Origin of the sequence: Pseudomonas orientalis (genome assembly GCF_022807995.1) — a bacterium.
Classification (GTDB): Bacteria; Pseudomonadota; Gammaproteobacteria; order Pseudomonadales; family Pseudomonadaceae; genus Aquipseudomonas; species Aquipseudomonas orientalis_B.
The window spans coordinates 3439116-3459239 of the sequence record NZ_CP094351.1; the positions used below are offsets into that span (position 1 = coordinate 3439116).

Genomic DNA, 20124 nt, shown 5'->3' on the forward strand with positions numbered 1-20124 from the left:
TATCAAAGTTTGGTCAAGGACAGGCCGGCCCAGGTGGCGAGCAGCCCGCCGAACACGCTGATGCCCAGGTAGCCGAAGGCGACCAGGGCCTGCCCGCTTTCCAGCAGGCGCAGCGTATCCAGTGAAAAGGATGAAAAGGTCGTCAGACCGCCTACAAAGCCGACAATCAAGCCGGCGCGAATTTCAATCGGTACTTCCGGGCGCAACAGGAACCAGCCGTACAACAATCCGATGATCAGGCAGCCCACCAGGTTGACCGCCAGGGTCGCGGCATAATAATGCTTCGGCCAGTTGGCGCTGACCCAGGTCCCGGTGGCGAAACGCAATAATGTACCAGCGATGCCGGCTGCGGACACGGCAAGAATCGTCTTAAGCACTACTTTCTCCGCTGACGGGGACTGAGACGGTCGAGTTGGGCCAGATGGTTGAGCTTTTCGCCGATCTTCAGCTCCAGGCCACGGGGCACAGGCTGATAGAGCGCCAGCGGCTCCAGTTCATCGGGGAAGTAATCTTCGCCGGCCGCGTAGGCGTCCGGCTCGTCATGGGCATAACGGTATTCATCACCGTAACCCAGCTGTTTCATCAGTTTGGTCGGCGCGTTGCGCAAGTGCATCGGCACTTCGAGGGAACCATGCTCGGCCGCCGCTCGCAGCGCCGACTTGAAGCCCATGTACACCGCGTTGCTTTTCGGCGCGCAGGCCAGGTAAGTGATGGCCTGGGCCACCGCCAGCTCGCCTTCCGGGCTGCCGAGGCGCTCCTGCACGTCCCAGGCGGCCAGGCACAGGCTCAAGGCGCGCGGGTCGGCATTACCGATGTCTTCGCTGGCCATGCGCACGACCCGGCGCGCCAGGTACAACGGGTCGCAACCGCCGTCGATCATGCGCGCAAACCAGTACAGCGCACCGTCCGGGTTGGAGCCGCGTACGGACTTGTGCAGCGCCGAAATCTGGTCGTAGAACGCTTCGCCGCCCTTATCGAAACGCCGACGCGTGTCGCCCAGCAGACTTTGCAGCAGGTCGACGCCAATCTCACCGCCGTCTTCGGCAAGGTCCGAGGCGTTCTCCAGCAGGTTGAGAAAACGCCGGCCGTCGCCATCGGCGGCAGTGAGCAGAATCTTGAAGCCCTCTTCACTGACGCTCAGTTGGCGCTTGCCCAGGCCCTTGTCTTCGCTCAAGGCGCGCTGCAACAGCTTCTGCATCGCCGCTTCGTCCAGGCTCTTGAGCACATAGACGCGGGCTCGCGAAAGCAGTGCGTTATTGAGTTCGAAAGACGGGTTTTCAGTGGTGGCGCCGATAAAGATCAACGTGCCGTCTTCGACGTACGGCAGGAACGCATCCTGCTGCGACTTGTTGAAGCGATGCACTTCGTCGACAAACAGGATGGTGCGCTTGCCATATTGCCCGGCCTGCTGCTTGGCGACTTCCACCGCCTGGCGGATCTCCTTGACCCCGGCCAGTACCGCCGAGACCGTTTCGAAGTGCGCATCCGAGACCTTGGCGAGCAGGCGCGCCAGGGTGGTTTTACCCACCCCCGGCGGCCCCCAGAAAATCATCGAGTGCAGCGCACCCTGCTCCAGGGCTTCGCGCAACGGCTTGCCGCGAGCGAGCAGATGTTCCTGACCGACGTACTCATCCAGGTTGGTCGAGCGCAGGCGCGCGGCCAGGGGCTGGGCAATCGGGTCACTTCGAAACAGATCCATGGGCAGCGTTTGAAACCTCTGGGGAGTTTATTCCTGGATCACGTCGGCACCCTTGGGGATGTCGAACTTGAACTTGGACGCGGGCACAGGCTGGTTGGCCTTGACCCCGGAGAACAGGATATCGGTGCGCTGGCCGACGCTGTCGACCAACCGCATGTTATTGATCACGCCATTGCCGAACGACAGCGACAGCGTGTCAAACAGCGTGTCCTTGGATTTGGGCTTGAGCGTGAACTCAATCACGTTGCTGGTTTGCTTGGAGGTGATGTCGAAACTGTCGTTGATTTTCGACACGTCACCCGACAACAGCAGTGCCGGCGTCTGGTTCAAGCGCGGGTCGAGCTTCTTGATGGTCGCCTGTTCCAGGTCCGGGTCCCACAGCGTGACTTTCTGGCCGTCGGACACGATGGTCTGCTCAGCCTTGCCTTCGGTGTGCCAGTAGAACAGGCCGGGACGCTGCACCGCCATTTCGCCTGCGGTCTCCTGCAACTGGGTACCACCGGCGTCCAGGGTCATCTGGGAAAAGCGTGCGGTCAGGGTCTGGGACTTGTCCAGCAGGTTCTTCAGACTGGCCACGGAAGCCGGGTCAGCGTGGGCCGAAACGGCGGTCAGGGCCAGTGCCGGCAACAACAGCATGCGAATGATGCGCATGGGAGTCCTCATTGAGTAGTCAGGGCGCGCCGCGTGCTGCCACGCGGCGCGGGATCAGTCGCGCATCTGCCCGGGGGCGATGATTTCACGCGAGCCGTTGGTGTTCATGGCGGTCACGACGCCGGCGTGTTCCATGGCTTCGATCATGCGGGCGGCGCGGTTGTAGCCGATCTTCAGCTTGCGTTGCACGGCGGAAATCGAGGCACGGCGGCTTTCCAGCACGAACGCCACGGCTTCGTCGTAGAGCGCGTCGGTTTCGGCGTCATCGTCGCCACCCCCGCTGCCGCCGTCGAAACCGCTGCCGGCCTCTTCCACGCCAGCGAGGATGTCGTCGTTATATTCCGGTGCGCCACGCAGTTTCCAGGCTTCCACCACGCGATGCACTTCATCGTCGGAAACGAACGCACCGTGGACACGAATCGGCAGGCTGGTGCCGGGCGGCATGTAGAGCATGTCACCGTGGCCCAGCAGTTGCTCGGCGCCGCCCTGGTCGATGATGGTCCGCGAGTCGATCTTGCTCGACACCTGGAACGCCATACGCGTAGGAATGTTGGCCTTGATCAGGCCGGTAATCACATCCACCGATGGCCGCTGGGTGGCGAGGATCAGGTGGATCCCGGCCGCACGGGCTTTCTGGGCGATACGCGCGATCAATTCTTCGACCTTCTTGCCGACGATCATCATCATGTCGGCGAATTCGTCGACCACCACCACGATGGTCGGCAGCTTGGTCAGCAGCGGCGCTTCGTCGTGAATGTTCTCGCGCTTGTACAGCGGGTCGGTCAGCGGTGTACCGGCCTCCTGGGCTTCCTTGACCTTGGCATTGAAGCCGGACAGGTTACGCACGCCCATCTTCGCCATCAGCTTGTAGCGACGCTCCATCTCGGCGACGCTCCAGCGCAGGGCGTTGGCGGCGTCCTTCATGTCGGTGACCACCGGGCACAGCAGGTGCGGAATGCCTTCGTAGATCGACAGCTCAAGCATTTTCGGGTCGATCATGATCAGCTTGGCGTCGTCCGGGCCCGATTTGAACAGGATCGACAGGATCATCGCGTTCACACCCACCGACTTACCGGAACCGGTGGTACCGGCCACCAGCAGGTGCGGCATTTTCGCCAGGTCGGTAATCACCGGCTTGCCGCCGATATCATGACCAAGGGCCAGGGTGACCGGCGATTTGAAATTGTCGTATTCCGGGGTCGACAGTACCTCGGAGAAACGCACGATCTGGCGGTCTTCGTTGGGAATCTCGATACCCACGGTGGTCTTGCCGGGAATCACTTCCACCACGCGCACGCTGGTCACGGCCAGGGAACGGGCCAGGTCCTTGGCCAGGTTGGAAATACGGCTGACCTTGACGCCTGCGGCCGGCTGGATCTCGTAGCGGGTAATCACCGGACCTGGGTGAATCGAGTCCACCGATACTTCGACGCCGAATTCCTTGAGCTTGATTTCCAGCAGATGGCCGACGGCCGCCAGGGACTCGGGCGAATAATTGAGCTGTTTCTTTTCCGCCGGGTCGAGAATCGAGATGGGCGGCAAGGTGCCTTCGACGGCGCTGTCGATGAACAGCGGCGCCTGTTTCTCTTTCTGCACGCGGTGGCTGGGCTCGGGCGCCTTGGGCGGCGCGGGGGCGATCACCGGTGGCACCTGCTTCTCGCGGTCCGACATGTGTTTGCTCAGGGCCTGTTCGCGCTCGATCAGCCGCTCCTTGACCTTGGCCTGTTCGCGTCGATCCGGCGTGCTCGGGGCCACCACCTCGTTGACGCGGGTGTCAACTTCGCGCAGTTGCGCGACCATCTGCTTGCGCTCCACGCGCGCTGCCCACCAGCGGTTGGCCGCGCCCTGGAACAGCTCCAGCAGATCAAGAGTGATCTTGCCGGTCACGTCCATCACCTTGAACCATGAAAGGTCGGTGAACACCGTAAGGCCGAACAGAAACAGCGCGATAAACATCAGGGTGCTGCCCTGGATATTCAGGGTGCGGCGCGCCAGATCGCCCAGGCTTTCGCCGAGCGCCCCGCCGGCACCCGCCGGCAGACCGGTCGGCGCATGGAAATGGATATGTGCAAGCGCTGCGCCGGACAACACCAGGAAGACCAGCCCGATCAGGCGCCAGGAGAACAGCCAGCCGCTCCACTGCCACGGCTCGTGACGCTGGCGGAAGATCTGCCAGGTCTTGATCGCCAGCAACAGCGGAAAGATGTATGCGAAATAACCGAGGATCATGAACAGGATATCGGCGCTGTAGGAACCCACGGGGCCACCGAAATTCTGCACGTCGTCGATCTTGCTGTTATGGCTCCAGCCGGGATCGTCCTTGCCGTAGGTGAGCAAGGCCATCATCAGGAACAGGCACAGCGCGCCGATCGCGATCAGCGCACCTTCCTTGAGTCGGTAATGCAGGTGCTGACGCCAGGCCGGCACGACTGCTGCTTTGGGTGTTGCGGCGGATTTCTTCAAAACGGGTCTTTTCCTGCGCCTTGTAGCGCGTCCATCTGTTGAATGACTGCACACGACTGCTCTATCCGAAGCAGCTGAAAAAATGAAGAGTGTTGCTGAATCTACTGTTAACACCGCGCAATGCAGCGGTGAAATGGCGATAACGCCATAATCGCCGCATTGTACGGGTTTGCGCGCACGATGCCACGCACTTGCCCGTCACACGGCGGTCTGTTCAATTTGAGCATGCATTGCCTTTGCTGACAAAGGCTTATGCGCTGTATTGACCAATCCAGGCAAGCTTGGCAAATGGCCTGCACTGGCCAGACCCGATTACGACCGCACCTTATACGCAGAGTTGCAGAAACACCCTTACACGCTAATCCAGGCCGAACAGCCATTTGGGCTGGCCCCAAGGCGCTGTGTCGACAATAATCAGGTCCCTGGGCAGGCGCCAGACCTGCCACTCCCCTCCCCTTCCGTAAGCCTGGATGCCATGCTGACCTGGTTGCAACGCGACACCCTGACATTTCCGCCACTGGCCAAGGCCATGCGCGAACCCAACGGCCTGCTTGCCGCCGGCGGCGACCTGTCGGCCGAACGATTGATCCAGGCCTACCGCCACGGCTGCTTCCCTTGGTTCTCCGAAGGCCAGCCGATTCTGTGGTGGTCGCCCGACCCTCGCACGGTGATATTCCCCGGCGAGCTGCACGTCTCGCGCAGTCTTGGCAAATTATTACGCCAGCAGCGCTACAGCGTGACCTTCGATCAGGATTTCGCTGCGGTGATTCAAGCCTGCGCGGCGCCCCGCGCCTATGCGGATGGCACCTGGATCACCGAAGGCATCCAGAGCGCCTACCTGGAGCTGCATCAGCGTGGTTACGCGCATTCGGTAGAGGTCTGGGACCAGGGCGAACTGGTCGGCGGCCTGTACGGCCTGGCGATGGGCCAATTGTTTTTTGGCGAATCCATGTTCAGCCGCGCCGATAACGCCTCGAAATTCGGCTTCGCCACGCTCACCCGGCAACTGCAGGCCTGGGGCTTTGTGCTGATTGACTGCCAGATGCCCAATGATCACCTGCATAGCCTGGGCGCACGCGGCATACCGCGCAGCGAATTCGCTGCGTTTCTGCACAATCATCTGGACGTGCCCAGCTCTGGGCCGTGGGTTTCTTGAGCGACATCCGCGTACCTGGCTTACACTTATTTCAAAGCTTATTCCGAGGGTTGATCATGACCGAGTTGGCGCGCTTGAAGTTTTATGCCACTCAAGCCCACTCTTGCAGCTATCTGCCCGACGAGCAGGCCACCACGCTGTTCCTCGATCCCAGCCAGCCGATGGACGTGCATGTGTACGCCGACCTGTCGGAGATGGGCTTTCGGCGCAGCGGCGATCATCTGTACCGACCCCATTGCCAAAACTGCAACGCCTGTGTGCCGGCGCGCATCCCGGTGGCGCAATTTCTACCGGATCGCAACCAGAAACGCATTCTCAAGCGCAATGCCGACCTGACGGTAAGCGCGGTCAAGCCGCAGTACAGCGAAGAATATTTCGATCTCTATCAACGCTACATCGAACAACGCCATGCCGACGGCGATATGTTCCCGCCCAGCCGCGACCAATTTTCGACATTCCTGGTACGTGACCTGCCTTTTTCGCGCTTCTACGAATTTCGCCTCGACGGACGGTTGTTGGCGGTGGCAGTGACCGACCTGCTGCCCAACGGCCTCTCGGCGGTATACACCTTCTATGAACCCGCCGAAGAGCGCCGCAGCCTGGGGCGCTTTGCGATCCTATGGCAGATCGGTGAAGCGCTGCGCCTGCAACTTGAGGCGGTGTACCTCGGATACTGGATCAAGAACTGCAAAAAGATGAGCTACAAGACCCAATATCGGCCCATTGAGCTGCTGATTAATCAAAGATGGGTAACGCTTAACTAGAACCCCTTGGCTTGAACACCCTTTTTCGGGCACAATGCACGCCGCTTTTGCCTGGCGCAGTTGCACCGGGCCATTCACTGGATACCGAGGGCTTTACTGCATGTCGAAAGAAGACAGCTTCGAAATGGAAGGCACTGTCGTCGACACCCTGCCCAACACCATGTTTCGTGTGGAGTTGGAAAATGGGCACGTCGTAACCGCGCATATCTCCGGCAAGATGCGCAAGAACTACATTCGTATTCTTACCGGTGACAAAGTGCGCGTCGAGCTGACGCCCTATGACTTGAGCAAAGGGCGCATCACTTACCGCGCTCGCTAAGCAAGTCAATACAAAACGCCCGGTTATGCCGGGCGTTTTTGTGTGTGTGCAATTTACCAAGTGCCAAAACCCAATGTGGGAGGGGGCTTGCCCCCGATAGCGGTAGATAAGTCACTCATGTAGCGACTGAAACACTGCTATCGGGGGCAAGCCCCCTCCCACATTGGCGCCCGTAGCTATCGATCAGGCCATTTCAGCCGTGGTTTCGAACTCGAAGGTCAGCTCGCCGTCCTTCAGATCGATATGCACCACGCCACCATGGTCGGAAAGCTCGCCAAACAGGATCTCCTCGGCCAGCGGCCGCTTGATCTTGTCCTGGATCAGACGCGCCATCGGGCGTGCGCCCATTGCCGCGTCGTAGCCGCCTTCTGCAATCCAGCTGCGCGCCGCTTCCGACACTTCCAGTTGCACGCGCTTGTCTTCCAACTGCGCCTGAAGCTCGGTGAGGAACTTGTCCACCACGCTTTTGATGACCTCATGGCTGAGGCGACCAAACTGGATAATGGTGTCCAGACGGTTGCGGAACTCCGGCGTAAAGCTCTTCTTGATCACTTCCATCGCATCCGACGAGTGATCCTGATGACTGAAGCCGATCGAAGCCCGCGCGGCCGTTTCGGCACCGGCGTTGGTGGTCATGATCACGATCACGTTGCGGAAATCCGCCTTGCGCCCGTTGTTGTCGGTCAGGGTACCGTGATCCATGACCTGCAGCAGCAGGTTGAAGACCTCCGGGTGAGCCTTTTCGATTTCATCGAGCAGCAACACGCAATGCGGCTGCTTGGTAATCGCCTCGGTCAACAGGCCGCCCTGATCGAAGCCGACATAGCCCGGAGGCGCACCGATCAGGCGCGACACGGTGTGGCGCTCCATGTACTCGGACATGTCGAAGCGCACCAGCTCGATACCCATGGCCTTGGCCAATTGGCGCGCCGCCTCGGTTTTGCCGACACCGGTCGGACCTGCGAACAGGAACGAACCCACTGGCTTGTCCGGCGACTTGAGACCCGCACGCGACAGCTTGATCGCGGTGGACAGTGCATCGATGGCCGCATCCTGACCGAAAACGGTCAGTTTGAGGTCACGCTCCAGGTTACGCAGCAGCTCCTTGTCGGAACTGTTGACGTGCTTAGGGGGAATCCGCGCGATTTTCGCCACGATATCCTCGACCTGAGGCACGTCAATGCGCTTCACACGTTTCTCGACCGGCTGCAGACGCTGGTAGGCACCCGCCTCGTCGATCACATCGATCGCCTTGTCCGGCATATGCCGGTCATTGATGTAGCGTGACGCCAGCTCAGCCGCCGCACGCAGGGCTTCATCGGTGTACTCGATGCCATGGTGCGCTTCGAAACGCCCCTTGAGACCGCGCAGGATGCCGATGGTGTCTTCAACCGAAGGCTCGGACACGTCGACTTTCTGGAAGCGGCGCGCCAGGGCACGGTCTTTTTCGAAGATCCCGCGAAATTCCTGGAACGTGGTCGAGCCAATGCAGCGGATATCACCCGACGACAGCAACGGCTTGAGCAGGTTGGACGCATCCATCACCCCGCCCGACGCGGCCCCCGCACCAATGATGGTGTGGATCTCGTCGATGAACAGGATCGCCTGCGGGCGTTTTTTCAGTTCGCCGAGCAGCGCCTTGAAGCGCTTTTCGAAATCGCCACGGTACTTGGTCCCGGCGAGCAGTGCGCCCAGGTCCAGGGAGTAGACGACACTGTTGGCCAGCAAATCCGGCACCTGGTTGTCGACGATACGCTTGGCCAGGCCCTCGGCGATCGCGGTTTTACCCACGCCCGCTTCACCGACCAGCAGCGGATTGTTCTTGCGACGACGCGCGAGGATCTGCGCTACGCGCTCAACCTCAAGCTCACGCCCCACCAGCGGATCGATCCGCCCCTGGCGCGCCAGCTCATTGAGGTTGCTGGCATAGGCATCCAGCGGGTTGCTTGAAGAAGAAGACTCACCACCCTCCTCGTCCTGCATATCCTGCTCACCCTCGGAATGATCGCCGTGCCCGGGCACCTTGGAGATACCATGGGCGATGTAGTTGACGACATCGATACGGGCAACGCTCTGCTGCTTGAGCAGAAACACCGCCTGGCTTTCCTGTTCGCTGAAAATCGCCACCAGCACATTGGCGCCCGTGACTTCACGCTTACCGGAGCTCTGAACGTGGAATACAGCACGCTGCAATACCCGCTGGAAGCCCAGGGTTGGCTGGGTCTCACGGTCCTCGTCATGCACGGGGATCAGTGGCGTGGTGGAGTCGATAAACTCCTGCAGGTCATGCTTGAGTTTGTCGAGGTTGGCGCCGCACGCACGTAGAACGGTGGCGGCAGCTTCGTTATCCAAAAGTGCCAGCAAAAGGTGCTCGACGGTCATGAATTCATGACGCTTCGAACGAGCCTCCTTGAAGGCAAGATTGAGGGTGACTTCGAGCTCGCGGTTTAACATAGCTTCACCTCATACCCAAGTGGTCGGCGTTAACCGTCCTTCTCGATTTCACAGAGTAGCGGATGCTGGCTTTCCCTGGCGTACTGGTTGACCTGCATGGCCTTTGTCTCGGCGATGTCGCGGGTAAACACTCCACATACTGCCCGTCCTTCTGTGTGAACGGCCAGCATTACCTTGGTCGCCAACTCGCGGTTCAGGTTAAAAAACACCTCGAGCACTTCGACCACGAAATCCATCGGTGTGTAGTCATCATTGAACAAAACCACCTTGTACATCGGCGGCGCCTGTAAAGCAGGCTTGGCCTCCTGAACAGCAATGCCTGCAGAACCGTCGTCGTCATGTTCCTGATCCGGGCGATCCTGATTGAATGTTAGTCGAATCTGGCTATTTGCATGCATGGAAAGAAAGGTTCGTCAGTGGTTCAAATACAGTGGTGGGGGCGACCTGTCAGATTTTCAACTCCAACCCTTTGGTCGCCTTGACTATCGGCAAATCGGTGTTACAACCAATAGAGCCCACAGTGGGTAAAAAAGGTCCGCGCAGTCAACCTTATTTATTCGGGTTAGGACGGATAGACAGGATGATACTCCAGTGATGGAGTCTGGTGCAGAGGGATAAGGGAATGGCGAGAGGTAAGGTCAAGTGGTTCAACAATGCCAAGGGTTACGGCTTCATTATTGAAGACGGCAAGGACGAAGACCTTTTTGCGCATTACTCAGCGATTGATATGGATGGCTACAAAACGTTGAAGGCGGGTCAACCGGTTTCCTTTGAAACTATTCAAGGACCCAAGGGTTTGCATGCCGTAAAAATAAAGTCAGTGCCCCAACTGGATGACGCCCCCGCCGAGCCAACGACCAGCCAGGGCAAGAAGGTCAAGGTGAAAAAACCTGCAAAAGAACTGCCTGATAGATCATTGCGCCTGGCCTGACCAATAAAAAGCCGACCAATCTGAACCAACAGAATGGCCGGCTTTTTCGTGGCTGCTTACATATGTTTGATCAACGCATCACCAAAGCCCGACGACGACACCAATGTCGCCCCTTCCATCAGGCGCTCGAAGTCATAGGTCACGGTCTTGGCCGAGATTGCGCCGTTGGTGCCCTTGATGATCAGATCCGCCGCTTCGACCCAGCCCATATGCCGCAGCATCATTTCCGCCGACAGAATCAATGAACCCGGGTTGACCTGATCCTTGCCTGCATATTTTGGTGCGGTGCCGTGGGTGGCTTCGAACATGGCCACGGTGTCGGACAGGTTGGCACCCGGGGCAATACCGATGCCGCCCACTTCTGCCGCCAGAGCGTCGGACAAGTAGTCGCCGTTGAGGTTAAGCGTGGCAATCACGTCATATTCAGCCGGGCGCAGCAGGATCTGCTGGAGCATCGCATCGGCAATCGCATCCTTGACCACCACATTCTTGCCGGTCCTGGAGTTCTTGAATTGCATCCACGGCCCGCCATCGAGCAGGGTCGCGCCGAACTCTTCGGCCGCCACTTCGTAGGCCCATTCCTTGAAGGCACCTTCGGTGAACTTCATGATGTTGCCTTTGTGCACGATGGTCAGCGAATCGCGGTCGTTATCCACCACATATTGCAGGGCCTTGCGCGCCAGGCGCTTGGTGCCCTCTTTCGACACCGGCTTGACGCCAATCCCGCAATCCTGATCGAAACGGATCTTGGTGACGCCCATTTCTTCCTTGAGGAACTTGATCACCTTGATCGCCTCGGGCGAACCGGCTTTCCACTCGATGCCGGCGTAAATGTCCTCGGAGTTTTCGCGGAAGATGGTCATGTCCACGTCGCCAGGCTTCTTGACCGGGCTGGGCACGCCTTCGAACCAGCGCACCGGGCGCAGGCATACATACAGGTCCAGTTGCTGACGCAGGGCCACGTTCAGGGAACGGATGCCGCCGCCGACCGGCGTGGTCAGCGGGCCCTTGATGGACACCACGTAATCCTTGACCGCGTCCAGAGTCTCCTGGGGTAGCCAGGTGTCCTGGTCGTAGACCTGAGTCGCCTTCTCGCCGGCATACACCTCCATCCACGAGATCTTGCGCTTGCCGCCGTAGGCCTTTTCAACAGCAGCGTCGACCACCTTGATCATCACCGGACTGATGTCGACGCCGATACCGTCTCCTTCGATATACGGAATGATCGGTTGGTCAGGAACATTGAGAGAATGGTCTGCATTGACGGTGATTTTGTCGCCGACTGCCGGAACCTGAATCTTCTTGTATCCCATGCTGAACTCCATCTATGGATTGAACATCTGGCTGCGTTCGAGCCTACTCCAGATAAATGGCGACTGAAACCTCGCGCCATGCTCATTTGCCTCGAAAACAGCATAATTTGTCGCCTACAAGCCTGAAAACAAAGGTAAAACCGCCAATCTTGAGCACAACGTGCGACGCTGGGCGCACCCGGCCGGCCTGCGACCTTTAGACCAATGGACGACACACCTTTTGTATGAAGGCTCAGCGTAAGCATAGCGACCTATGTATAATGCCGCCGCTGACCAAAGAGTCACGACGGTTGACCGCTCTAGACAGTAGCCTTCAGCCAGAAAGCAGGACTAATACAATAGTCCAAACGCTTGACGCTCGACTGATGCAACCCAACATCACCGCGAAGAAACCTCGACATTTCGCTCATGGATGACTTTGAACGAACGCGCTCCACCCGGCGCATCTCGAGTTTCTGCGCACGCTTTCAGCAAAGAAGAGAGTTAATCCGAATATGCCCACCCGCTCGAAGATCATCTACACCTTCACCGACGAAGCCCCAGCCCTCGCCACCTATTCACTGCTGCCTATCGTAGAGGCCTTCACCGCTTCCGCTGATATTGCCGTGGAAACCCGCGACATTTCCCTCGCCGGGCGCATCCTCGCAAGCTTCCCCGAGCAACTGGGCACCAAGGCCATCCCGGACCACCTCGCCGAACTGGGCGACCTGGCCGTTACGCCTGAAGCCAACATCATCAAGCTGCCTAACATCAGCGCCTCGACCCCGCAGCTGCAAGCCGCAATCAAGGAACTGCAGGCCCAGGGCTACGCCCTGCCGGACTACCCGGAAACCGTAACCACCGACGCGGAAAAAGAAACCCGTGCACGTTACGACAAGGTCAAGGGCAGCGCCGTGAACCCGGTACTGCGCGAAGGCAACTCCGACCGCCGCGCGCCGCTGTCGGTCAAGAACTACGCACGCAAGCACCCGCACAAGATGGGCGCCTGGGCTGCCGACTCCAAGTCGCACATCGCTCACATGAGCAATGGCGACTTCTACGGCAGCGAAAAAGCCGTACAAATCGAAGCCGCTGATGCTGTCAAGATCGAGCTGATCGCTCATGACGGCACCGCCACCGTGCTGAAGGAAAAGACCTCGGTACAGGCCGGCGAGATCATCGACACCGCTGTGCTGAGCAAGAAAGCCCTGCGCGCATTCATCGCCGCCGAGATCGAAGACGCCAAGAAGCAAGGCGTGCTGCTGTCGGTTCACTTGAAAGCCACCATGATGAAGGTCTCCGACCCGATCATGTTCGGCCAGATCGTTGCCGAGTTCTATAAAGATGCCCTGGCCAAGCACGCTACCGTGCTGGAGCAGATCGGCTTCAACCTGAACAACGGCATCGGCGACCTGTACGCCCGCATCAAGGCGCTGCCGGCTGACCAGCAGGCGCAGATCGAAGCGGACATCCAGGCGGTCTACGCCGCTCGCCCATCGCTGGCGATGGTCAACTCCGACAAAGGCATCACCAACCTGCACGTGCCGAGCGACGTCATCGTCGACGCCTCGATGCCGGCCATGATCCGTGACTCCGGCAAAATGTGGGGCACCGACGGCCAGTTGCACGACACCAAGGCGGTGATCCCGGATCGCTGCTACGCCACCATCTACCAGGCGGTCATCGAAGACTGCAAGGCCAATGGCGCCTTCGACCCGACCACCATGGGCAGCGTGCCGAACGTCGGCCTGATGGCCAAGAAAGCCGAAGAGTACGGTTCCCACGACAAGACCTTCCAGATCAAGGCTGACGGCGTGGTCCGCGTCACCGACAGCAAGGGCAACCTGCTGATGGAACAGAACGTCGAAGCCGGCGACATCTTCCGCATGTGCCAGACCAAGGATGCGCCGATCCAGGACTGGGTCAAGCTCGCCGTCAACCGCGCCCGCGCCAGCAACACCCCGGCCATCTTCTGGCTGGACCCTCAGCGCGCCCACGATGGCGTGGTGGTCGAGAAAGTTCAGGCTTACCTGAAAGACCACAACACCGAAGGCCTGGACATCCGCATCATGGCCCCGGTCGATGCGATGAAGTTCACCCTGGAGCGCACCCGCAAGGGCCTGGACACCATCTCGGTGACCGGCAACGTACTGCGTGACTACCTCACCGACCTGTTCCCGATCATGGAACTGGGCACCAGCGCCAAGATGCTGTCGATTGTGCCGCTGATGAACGGTGGCGGCCTGTTCGAAACCGGCGCCGGCGGTTCGGCTCCAAAGCACGTGCAGCAGTTGCTGGAAGAAAACTTCCTGCGCTGGGATTCCCTGGGCGAGTTCCTGGCCCTGGCCGCCTCCCTTGAGCATTTGGGTGTGACCTACAACAACCCGAAAGCCCTGGTACTGTCCAAGACCCTGGACCAGGCCACCGGCCAGTTCCTCGACAACAACAAGTCGCCATCGCGCAAAGTCGGCAACATCGACAACCGCGGCAGCCACTTCTACCTGGCGCTGTACTGGGCACAAGCCCTGGCCGCCCAGACTGAAGACACTGCACTGCAAGCGCAGTTTGGCGAACTGGCCCAGACCCTGGCCGCGAACGAAGCAACCATCGTTGCCGAACTCAACGCCGTCCAGGGCAAGCCAGTGGACATCGGCGGCTACTACGCGCCGAACCCCGAGCTGACCAGCAAGGCCATGCGCCCGAGCAACACCCTCAATGCGGCGATTGCCAAGTTGAAGTAAGGTTGTAACGATGCAAAGAAGCCCCGGCCAAGTGCCGGGGTTTCTGTTTCCACTATCGAACTGAAGAAACCGGATCAAATGTGGGAAGGGGCTTGCCCCCGATGGCAGTGGGTCAGCCCCAGATGTATTTACTGACACTCCCTCATCGGGGGCAAGCCCCCTACCACACTGACTGTATTCCCTCTGTAAGACCGCGCTGCGTCCTGAATCGAGGCAACTATGACCTGGCTCCCCCACATCACCGTCGCCACCCTCGTCGAAGACAACGGCCGCTTCCTGATGGTCGAAGAACTCAAGGGCGGCCGTGCCGTGCTCAATCAGCCCGCGGGCCATCTGGACCCGAACGAAACCCTGACCGAAGCCGCCGTGCGCGAAACCCTCGAAGAAACCGGTTGGGACGTCCAACCCACCGGCATCGTCGGCATCTACCTGTATACCGCCCCAAGCAATGGCGTGACCTATCAACGGGTCTGCTTTATCGCCAAAGCGCTGAAACACCACCCCGACTATCAACTCGACGAAGGCATCCTCCGTGCCCGCTGGCTGACCCGTGACGAGCTGATGGCCGTACGCGACGACTGGCGCAGCGAGCTGATCATCCGCTGTATCGATGATTATCTGGCCGGCCAGCGCCACAGCCTGGAATTGATCCGTCCTTCTCTTTAGCCTTGCGGGCCCAGGCCTGCTAGAATCGCGTCCTTTTTCAAGACACCCGTTGAAACCCTATGCGTGATCCAGCCCCTTCTGACACACAAAAGAAGCGCGTCATCGTCGGCATGTCCGGCGGCGTGGATTCTTCCGTTTCCGCCGTTCTGCTCATGGAGCAGGGTTATGAGGTGGAAGGCCTGTTCATGAAGAACTGGGAAGAAGACGATGGAACGGAATATTGCACCGCCATGGACGACCTGGCGGACGCCCAGGCCGTGTGCGACAAGATTGGCATCAAGCTGCACACCGCCAACTTCGCCGCCGAGTACTGGGACAATGTGTTCGAACACTTCCTGGCCGAATACAAGGCCGGCCGTACGCCGAATCCGGACATCCTGTGCAACCGCGAGATCAAGTTCAAGGCGTTCCTCGACTACGCCATGATGCTTGGCGCCGACCTGATTGCCACTGGCCACTACGTGCGCCGCCGCGATATCGATGGCCGTACCGAACTGCTCAAGGGCCTCGACCCGAACAAGGACCAGAGCTACTTCCTGCACGCGGTCGGCGGTGAACAGATCGCCAAGACCCTGTTCCCGGTCGGCGAGCTGGAAAAGCCCGAAGTGCGCAGGATCGCCGAGCAACATGGCCTGGCCACCGCCAAGAAGAAAGACTCCACCGGCATCTGCTTTATCGGCGAGCGCCGCTTCAGCGACTTCCTCAAGCAGTACCTGCCGGCGCAGCCGGGCGAGATCAAGACCACTGACGGTGAAGTAATCGGCCGCCACCACGGCCTGATGTACCACACCATCGGACAGCGCCAGGGCCTGGGTATCGGCGGCTTGAAAGACGCCGGTGAAGAGCCGTGGTACGTGCTGGTCAAGGACCTGGAAAACAACGTACTGATCGTCGGCCAGGGCAACGAACACCCGTTGCTGTTCTCCGGCGCGCTGCTGGCCTCGGAGATCTATTGGGTCAACCCGATCGACTTGAGCACGCCACGCCGCCTGACCGCCAAAGTGCGCTATCGCCAGAGCGACCAGCCGTGCACCCTGGAAAAAACCGCCACGGGCTACCGCGCCACCTTCGATGACCCGCAACGCGCGGTCACCCCAGGCCAATCCGTGGTGTTCTATGACGGCGAAATCTGCCTGGGCGGCGGCGTCATCGAAGTCGCGCAAGCCTGGAGCAACCCGGCATGAGCCCGACCCAGGAGCAATTGACAGCCCTTGGCGGTGTATTTCTCGCTGCGGTACTGGTGGACAAGATCGCCAAGACCGGCCAGGTCACCGAAGCCGGCCTGACCTGCATGCTCGGCAGCCTGTTGATCCGCGACCCCAAGGACACCCTGGAAGTCTACGGCGGCGACGACCTGGCCTTGCGTGAAGGGTATCGCGCCCTGATCGGCGCCCTGGAGCGCGACCCCAGCACCTTGCAGCGCGAGCCGTTGCGCTACGCCCTGTCGATGCTTGGTCTTGAGCGCCAACTGGCCAAGCGCGACGATCTGCTGGACACCATCGGCAAGCGCCTGCCACAGATCCAGTCCCAGGTAGAACACTTCGGCCCGGCCCACGAAAACGTGATCGCAGCCTGTGGCGCGCTGTACCAGGACACCTTGAGCACCTTGCGCCAGCGCATCCAGGTGCACGGCGACATGCGCAACCTGCAGCAACCCAACAACGCCTCGAAAATCCGCGCGCTGCTGCTGGCAGGTATTCGTTCGGCGCGGTTATGGCGTCAATTGGGCGGCCATCGTTGGCAATTGGTGATCAGCCGGCGCAAATTGCTCAAAGAGCTTTACCCGTTGATGCGCAACGAATAAGTCGCACCAGCGGACCTTTTTCAAGCCGTTACGCGTAATACGCCGGTCAGTTGGCGACGGACCGGCGGATGTTTTCATGTATGATACGCGCCCCATTTCGTTGCCCGACTGTCCGAGAACACCCCATGCAGCTTTCTTCGCTCACTGCGGTTTCCCCTGTTGACGGCCGCTACGCCGGCAAAACCCAGGCCCTGCGCCCTATTTTCAGCGAATACGGTTTGATCCGTGCCCGTGTCCTGGTTGAAGTGCGCTGGCTCCAGCGCCTGGCCGCTCACCCTGCCATCAGCGAAGTGCCGGCGTTTTCCGCCGAGGCCAACGCTGTCTTGAATACCCTGGCGGAAAACTTCTCCCTGGAGCACGCCGAGCGTGTAAAAGAGATCGAGCGCACCACCAACCACGACGTCAAGGCCATCGAATACCTGCTCAAAGAGCAAGCGGCCAAGCTGCCGGAACTGGCCCAGGTCAGCGAATTCATCCACTTTGCCTGCACCAGCGAGGACATCAACAACCTGTCCCACGCCCTGATGCTGCGCGAAGGCCGTGATGACGTGATGCTGCCACTGATGCGCCAGACCGCCGAAGCGATCCGCGAACTGGCGATCCGCTTCGCCGCCGTGCCGATGCTGTCGCGCACCCACGGCCAGCCGGCATCGCCGACCACCCTGGGCAAGGAATTGGCCAACGTGGTGTACCGCCTGGAGCGTCAGATCGCTCAGGTCGCCGCCGTGCCATTGCTGGGCAAGATCAACGGCGCCGTGGGTAACTACAACGCACACCTGTCGGCCTACCCCGAGATTGACTGGGAAGCCAACGCCCGCGCCTTCATCGAAGACGAGCTGGGCCTGGGCTTCAACCCCTACACCACGCAGATCGAACCGCACGACTACATTGCCGAGCTGTTCGACGCGATTGCGCGCTTCAACACCATCCTGATCGACTTTGACCGCGATATCTGGGGCTACATCTCCCTGGGCTACTTCAAGCAGCGCACCATTGCCGGTGAAATCGGTTCGTCGACCATGCCGCACAAGGTCAACCCGATCGACTTCGAAAACTCCGAAGGCAACCTGGGTATCGCCAACGCGCTGTTCCAGCACCTGGCCAGCAAGTTGCCGATCTCGCGCTGGCAGCGCGACCTGACCGACTCCACCGTACTGCGCAACCTTGGCGTGGGCTTCGCCCACAGCGTGATCGCGTACGAAGCCAGCCTCAAGGGCATCAGCAAGCTGGAGCTCAACGAGCAGAAAATCGCCACAGACCTGGATGCCTGCTGGGAAGTCCTGGCGGAGCCGATCCAGACCGTGATGCGCCGCTACAACATCGAAAACCCTTACGAGAAGCTCAAAGAGTTGACGCGCGGCAAGGGGATCACCTCCGACGCGCTGCAAACTTTCATCGACGGCCTGGACATGCCAGCCGCCGCCAAGGCCGAGCTGAAACTGCTCACCCCGGCCAACTACATCGGTAACGCTGTAGAGCAAGCCAAGCGCATCTGATCATCGCACGACCCTTTGAGACGCCCGGCCGCGCCGGGCGTTTTTATTCCTGTCTTAAAAGTGCTTTTTTTCAATAGGTTACACATGAATCCTGATATCCCTCTTCAACTTCTGGGCGGCATCACCGCACGGGAATTCCTGCGCGACTACTGGCAGAAAAAACCGCTGCTGATCCGCCAGGCCATCCCCGACTTCGAAAGCCCGATCGACGCCGACGAACTGGCAGGCCTGGCGCTGGAAGAAGAAGTCGAGTCGCGGCTGGTGATCGAACACGGCGAGCGCCCGTGGGAGCTGCGTCGCGGCCCGTTCGCCGAAGATGCCTTCAGCACCCTGCCCGCGCGCGAGTGGACCCTGCTGGTACAGGCCGTCGACCAATTCGTGCCGGAAGTCGCCGAATTGCTCGAGCACTTTCGCTTTCTGCCAAGCTGGCGCATCGACGATGTGATGATCAGCTTCGCCGCGCCGGGCGGTAGCGTGGGCCCGCACTTCGACAACTACGATGTGTTCCTGCTGCAAGCCCAGGGCAAGCGCAACTGGAAAATCGGCCAAATGTGCAATTCTGAAAGTGCGCTGCTGCAGCACGCTGACCTGCGCATCCTCGCCGAATTCGAAGAAAGCGCTGAATGGGTGCTCGAACCGGGCGACATGCTCTACCTGCCGCCGCGCCTGGCGCACTTCGGCATTGCCGAAGACGACTGCATGACCTACTCGGTAGGCTTCCGCGCGCCGAGCGCCGCTGAAGTGCTGACGCACTTCACCGACTTCCTCGCCCAGTACCTGACCGACGAAGAGCGCTACACCGATGCCGACGCCCAGCCGGTCAGCGACCCGCATCAGATTCAGAGCGATGCACTGGACCGCCTCAAGAGCCTGCTGGCCGAGCACATGAGCGACGAGCGCATGCTGCTGACCTGGTTCGGCCAGTTCATGACCGAACCGCGCTACCCGGAGCTGGTGGCGGGCGAAGAGCTGGGCGAGGACGATTTCATCAACAGCCTGCAAGACGGCGCGATCCTGGTGCGCAACCCGAGCGCACGCATGGCCTGGTCGGAAGTGGACGACGACGTATTGCTGTTCGCCAGCGGCCAGAGCCGTTACCTGCCGGGCAAACTGCGCGAACTGTTGAAACTGGTGTGCTCGGCCGATGCCTTGCACAGCGAAAACCTTGGCCAATGGCTGGCTGATGAAGACGGTCGCGACCTGCTGTGCGAACTGGTCAAGCAAGGCAGCCTGGGGTTTGCGGATGAATAGGATTCACGTAAGTGTCGCGGACTGGCGAAAGGATATCGACGAGATTCGGCGCATTCGTGAAGCGGTATTCATCGCTGAACAATCGGTTCCACCCGAGCTGGAATGGGACGCGGACGACGCCGGTGCGATGCACTTTCTGGCGTTCGAAGGTGACTTCCCGATTGGCACTGCTCGGCTGCTGCCCAGCGGCGAGATCGGCCGCGTGTCGGTACTCAAGGACTGGCGCGGGCTGAGGGTCGGCGACAAGCTGATGGAAACGGTGATCGGCGTGGCCGAAAAACGTGGCCAGACCCGCCAGTTTCTGAGTGCACAGGTGTATGCGGCGCCGTTCTATGAGCGGCTGGGTTTCAAGATCGTCAGCGACGAGTTTCTTGAAGTCGGGATTCCGCATGTGGATATGGTGCGTGGGGACTGATCCGGGACCGTGTCGCGGCTAT

18 protein-coding genes are annotated in these 20124 nt (G+C 60.1%); 11 read left to right on the top strand and 7 right to left on the bottom strand.

Going from position 1 to position 20124, the window contains the following annotated elements; translation table 11 throughout:
* Positions 1-2: 2 nt before the first annotated feature.
* Genes crcB through MRY17_RS15240 form a run of 4 tightly spaced genes read right to left on the bottom strand, consistent with a single transcriptional unit; the run spans position 3 to position 4813 of the window.
* Complete coding sequence (crcB, locus tag MRY17_RS15225) at positions 3-377, bottom strand: fluoride efflux transporter CrcB (RefSeq protein WP_124424039.1); 375 nt, start codon at positions 375-377, stop codon at positions 3-5.
* Entirely contained in the window at positions 377-1699 is a 1323-nt protein-coding gene (locus tag MRY17_RS15230) for a replication-associated recombination protein A (RefSeq protein ID WP_057721800.1), read from the bottom strand. Before MRY17_RS15230 ends, crcB begins: the two co-directional genes overlap by 1 nt.
* Positions 1700-1726: 27 nt before the next feature.
* Entirely contained in the window at positions 1727-2350 is a 624-nt protein-coding gene (gene lolA, locus MRY17_RS15235; RefSeq protein ID WP_124358889.1) for an outer membrane lipoprotein chaperone LolA, read from the bottom strand.
* Positions 2351-2404: 54 nt separating this feature from the next.
* Entirely contained in the window at positions 2405-4813 is a 2409-nt protein-coding gene (locus tag MRY17_RS15240; protein ID WP_124424042.1) for a DNA translocase FtsK, read from the bottom strand.
* Positions 4814-5288: 475 nt separating this feature from the next.
* Between MRY17_RS15240 and aat the strand changes: the two genes are divergently transcribed.
* The 3 genes from aat to infA all read left to right on the top strand — a co-directional run bounded on the left by aat (position 5289) and on the right by infA (position 7052).
* Positions 5289-5969 carry a leucyl/phenylalanyl-tRNA--protein transferase gene (aat, locus tag MRY17_RS15245; RefSeq protein ID WP_181284183.1) on the top strand — a complete coding sequence of 227 codons (681 nt, stop codon included), beginning with the start codon at positions 5289-5291 and terminating at the stop codon, positions 5967-5969.
* 56 nt (positions 5970-6025) lie between these two features.
* Positions 6026-6733, top strand: coding sequence for an arginyltransferase (locus tag MRY17_RS15250; protein WP_181284184.1), 708 nt, complete (start codon positions 6026-6028; stop codon positions 6731-6733).
* A 100-nt stretch (positions 6734-6833) separates the two neighbouring features.
* Positions 6834-7052: a translation initiation factor IF-1 gene (gene infA / locus MRY17_RS15255; protein ID WP_002553999.1), complete on the top strand. Its 219-nt coding sequence runs from the start codon at positions 6834-6836 to the stop codon at positions 7050-7052.
* A 183-nt stretch (positions 7053-7235) separates the two neighbouring features.
* On the opposite strand, the gene clpA is transcribed toward infA, so the two are convergent.
* Complete coding sequence (clpA, locus tag MRY17_RS15260) at positions 7236-9506, bottom strand: ATP-dependent Clp protease ATP-binding subunit ClpA (RefSeq protein ID WP_057721795.1); 2271 nt, start codon at positions 9504-9506, stop codon at positions 7236-7238.
* A gap of 29 nt (positions 9507-9535) precedes the next feature.
* Positions 9536-9904: an ATP-dependent Clp protease adapter ClpS gene (clpS, locus tag MRY17_RS15265; protein WP_005789091.1), complete on the bottom strand. Its 369-nt coding sequence runs from the start codon at positions 9902-9904 to the stop codon at positions 9536-9538.
* A gap of 224 nt (positions 9905-10128) precedes the next feature.
* Between clpS and cspD the strand changes: the two genes are divergently transcribed.
* Complete coding sequence (cspD, locus tag MRY17_RS26440) at positions 10129-10437, top strand: cold shock domain-containing protein CspD (protein WP_181284185.1); 309 nt, start codon at positions 10129-10131, stop codon at positions 10435-10437.
* Between the two features lie 56 nt (positions 10438-10493).
* Here cspD and icd read toward each other — a convergent pair whose 3' ends face one another.
* Entirely contained in the window at positions 10494-11750 is a 1257-nt protein-coding gene (gene icd / locus MRY17_RS15275) for an NADP-dependent isocitrate dehydrogenase (protein WP_191951889.1), read from the bottom strand.
* A gap of 494 nt (positions 11751-12244) precedes the next feature.
* Here icd and MRY17_RS15280 point away from each other — a divergent pair, with 494 nt between their 5' ends.
* From MRY17_RS15280 to MRY17_RS15310, 7 genes are all read left to right on the top strand, one after another.
* Positions 12245-14470 (top strand): NADP-dependent isocitrate dehydrogenase, encoded by a 2226-nt coding sequence (locus MRY17_RS15280; RefSeq protein WP_243352405.1) that lies wholly within the window; start codon positions 12245-12247, stop codon positions 14468-14470.
* Positions 14471-14689: 219 nt separating this feature from the next.
* Positions 14690-15136, top strand: coding sequence for an NUDIX hydrolase (locus tag MRY17_RS15285; RefSeq protein ID WP_243352406.1), 447 nt, complete (start codon positions 14690-14692; stop codon positions 15134-15136).
* 59 nt (positions 15137-15195) lie between these two features.
* Entirely contained in the window at positions 15196-16320 is a 1125-nt protein-coding gene (mnmA, locus tag MRY17_RS15290; protein WP_243352407.1) for a tRNA 2-thiouridine(34) synthase MnmA, read from the top strand.
* Entirely contained in the window at positions 16317-16940 is a 624-nt protein-coding gene (gene hflD / locus MRY17_RS15295; RefSeq protein WP_003192101.1) for a high frequency lysogenization protein HflD, read from the top strand. The genes mnmA and hflD overlap by 4 nt, the downstream gene beginning before the upstream one ends.
* A gap of 125 nt (positions 16941-17065) precedes the next feature.
* Positions 17066-18436 carry an adenylosuccinate lyase gene (gene purB, locus MRY17_RS15300; protein ID WP_181284189.1) on the top strand — a complete coding sequence of 457 codons (1371 nt, stop codon included), beginning with the start codon at positions 17066-17068 and terminating at the stop codon, positions 18434-18436.
* Between the two features lie 84 nt (positions 18437-18520).
* Complete coding sequence (locus MRY17_RS15305) at positions 18521-19687, top strand: cupin domain-containing protein (protein ID WP_181284190.1); 1167 nt, start codon at positions 18521-18523, stop codon at positions 19685-19687.
* Complete coding sequence (locus MRY17_RS15310) at positions 19680-20102, top strand: GNAT family N-acetyltransferase (RefSeq protein ID WP_181284191.1); 423 nt, start codon at positions 19680-19682, stop codon at positions 20100-20102. Before MRY17_RS15305 ends, MRY17_RS15310 begins: the two co-directional genes overlap by 8 nt.
* Positions 20103-20124 lie beyond the last annotated feature (22 nt).

Coding starts and splice junctions, on each gene's coding strand:
- MRY17_RS15285 (WP_243352406.1), top strand. CDS start 14,690: ATGACCTGGCTCCCCCACATCACCGTCGCCACCCTCGTCGAAGACAAC.
- MRY17_RS15280 (WP_243352405.1), top strand. CDS start 12,245: ATGCCCACCCGCTCGAAGATCATCTACACCTTCACCGACGAAGCCCCA.
- lolA (WP_124358889.1), bottom strand. CDS start 2,350: ATGCGCATCATTCGCATGCTGTTGTTGCCGGCACTGGCCCTGACCGCC.
- cspD (WP_181284185.1), top strand. CDS start 10,129: ATGGCGAGAGGTAAGGTCAAGTGGTTCAACAATGCCAAGGGTTACGGC.
- mnmA (WP_243352407.1), top strand. CDS start 15,196: ATGCGTGATCCAGCCCCTTCTGACACACAAAAGAAGCGCGTCATCGTC.
- MRY17_RS15230 (WP_057721800.1), bottom strand. CDS start 1,699: ATGGATCTGTTTCGAAGTGACCCGATTGCCCAGCCCCTGGCCGCGCGC.
- hflD (WP_003192101.1), top strand. CDS start 16,317: ATGAGCCCGACCCAGGAGCAATTGACAGCCCTTGGCGGTGTATTTCTC.
- clpS (WP_005789091.1), bottom strand. CDS start 9,904: ATGCATGCAAATAGCCAGATTCGACTAACATTCAATCAGGATCGCCCG.
- MRY17_RS15305 (WP_181284190.1), top strand. CDS start 18,521: ATGAATCCTGATATCCCTCTTCAACTTCTGGGCGGCATCACCGCACGG.
- infA (WP_002553999.1), top strand. CDS start 6,834: ATGTCGAAAGAAGACAGCTTCGAAATGGAAGGCACTGTCGTCGACACC.
- MRY17_RS15310 (WP_181284191.1), top strand. CDS start 19,680: ATGAATAGGATTCACGTAAGTGTCGCGGACTGGCGAAAGGATATCGAC.
- aat (WP_181284183.1), top strand. CDS start 5,289: ATGCTGACCTGGTTGCAACGCGACACCCTGACATTTCCGCCACTGGCC.
- clpA (WP_057721795.1), bottom strand. CDS start 9,506: ATGTTAAACCGCGAGCTCGAAGTCACCCTCAATCTTGCCTTCAAGGAG.
- purB (WP_181284189.1), top strand. CDS start 17,066: ATGCAGCTTTCTTCGCTCACTGCGGTTTCCCCTGTTGACGGCCGCTAC.
- MRY17_RS15250 (WP_181284184.1), top strand. CDS start 6,026: ATGACCGAGTTGGCGCGCTTGAAGTTTTATGCCACTCAAGCCCACTCT.
- icd (WP_191951889.1), bottom strand. CDS start 11,750: ATGGGATACAAGAAGATTCAGGTTCCGGCAGTCGGCGACAAAATCACC.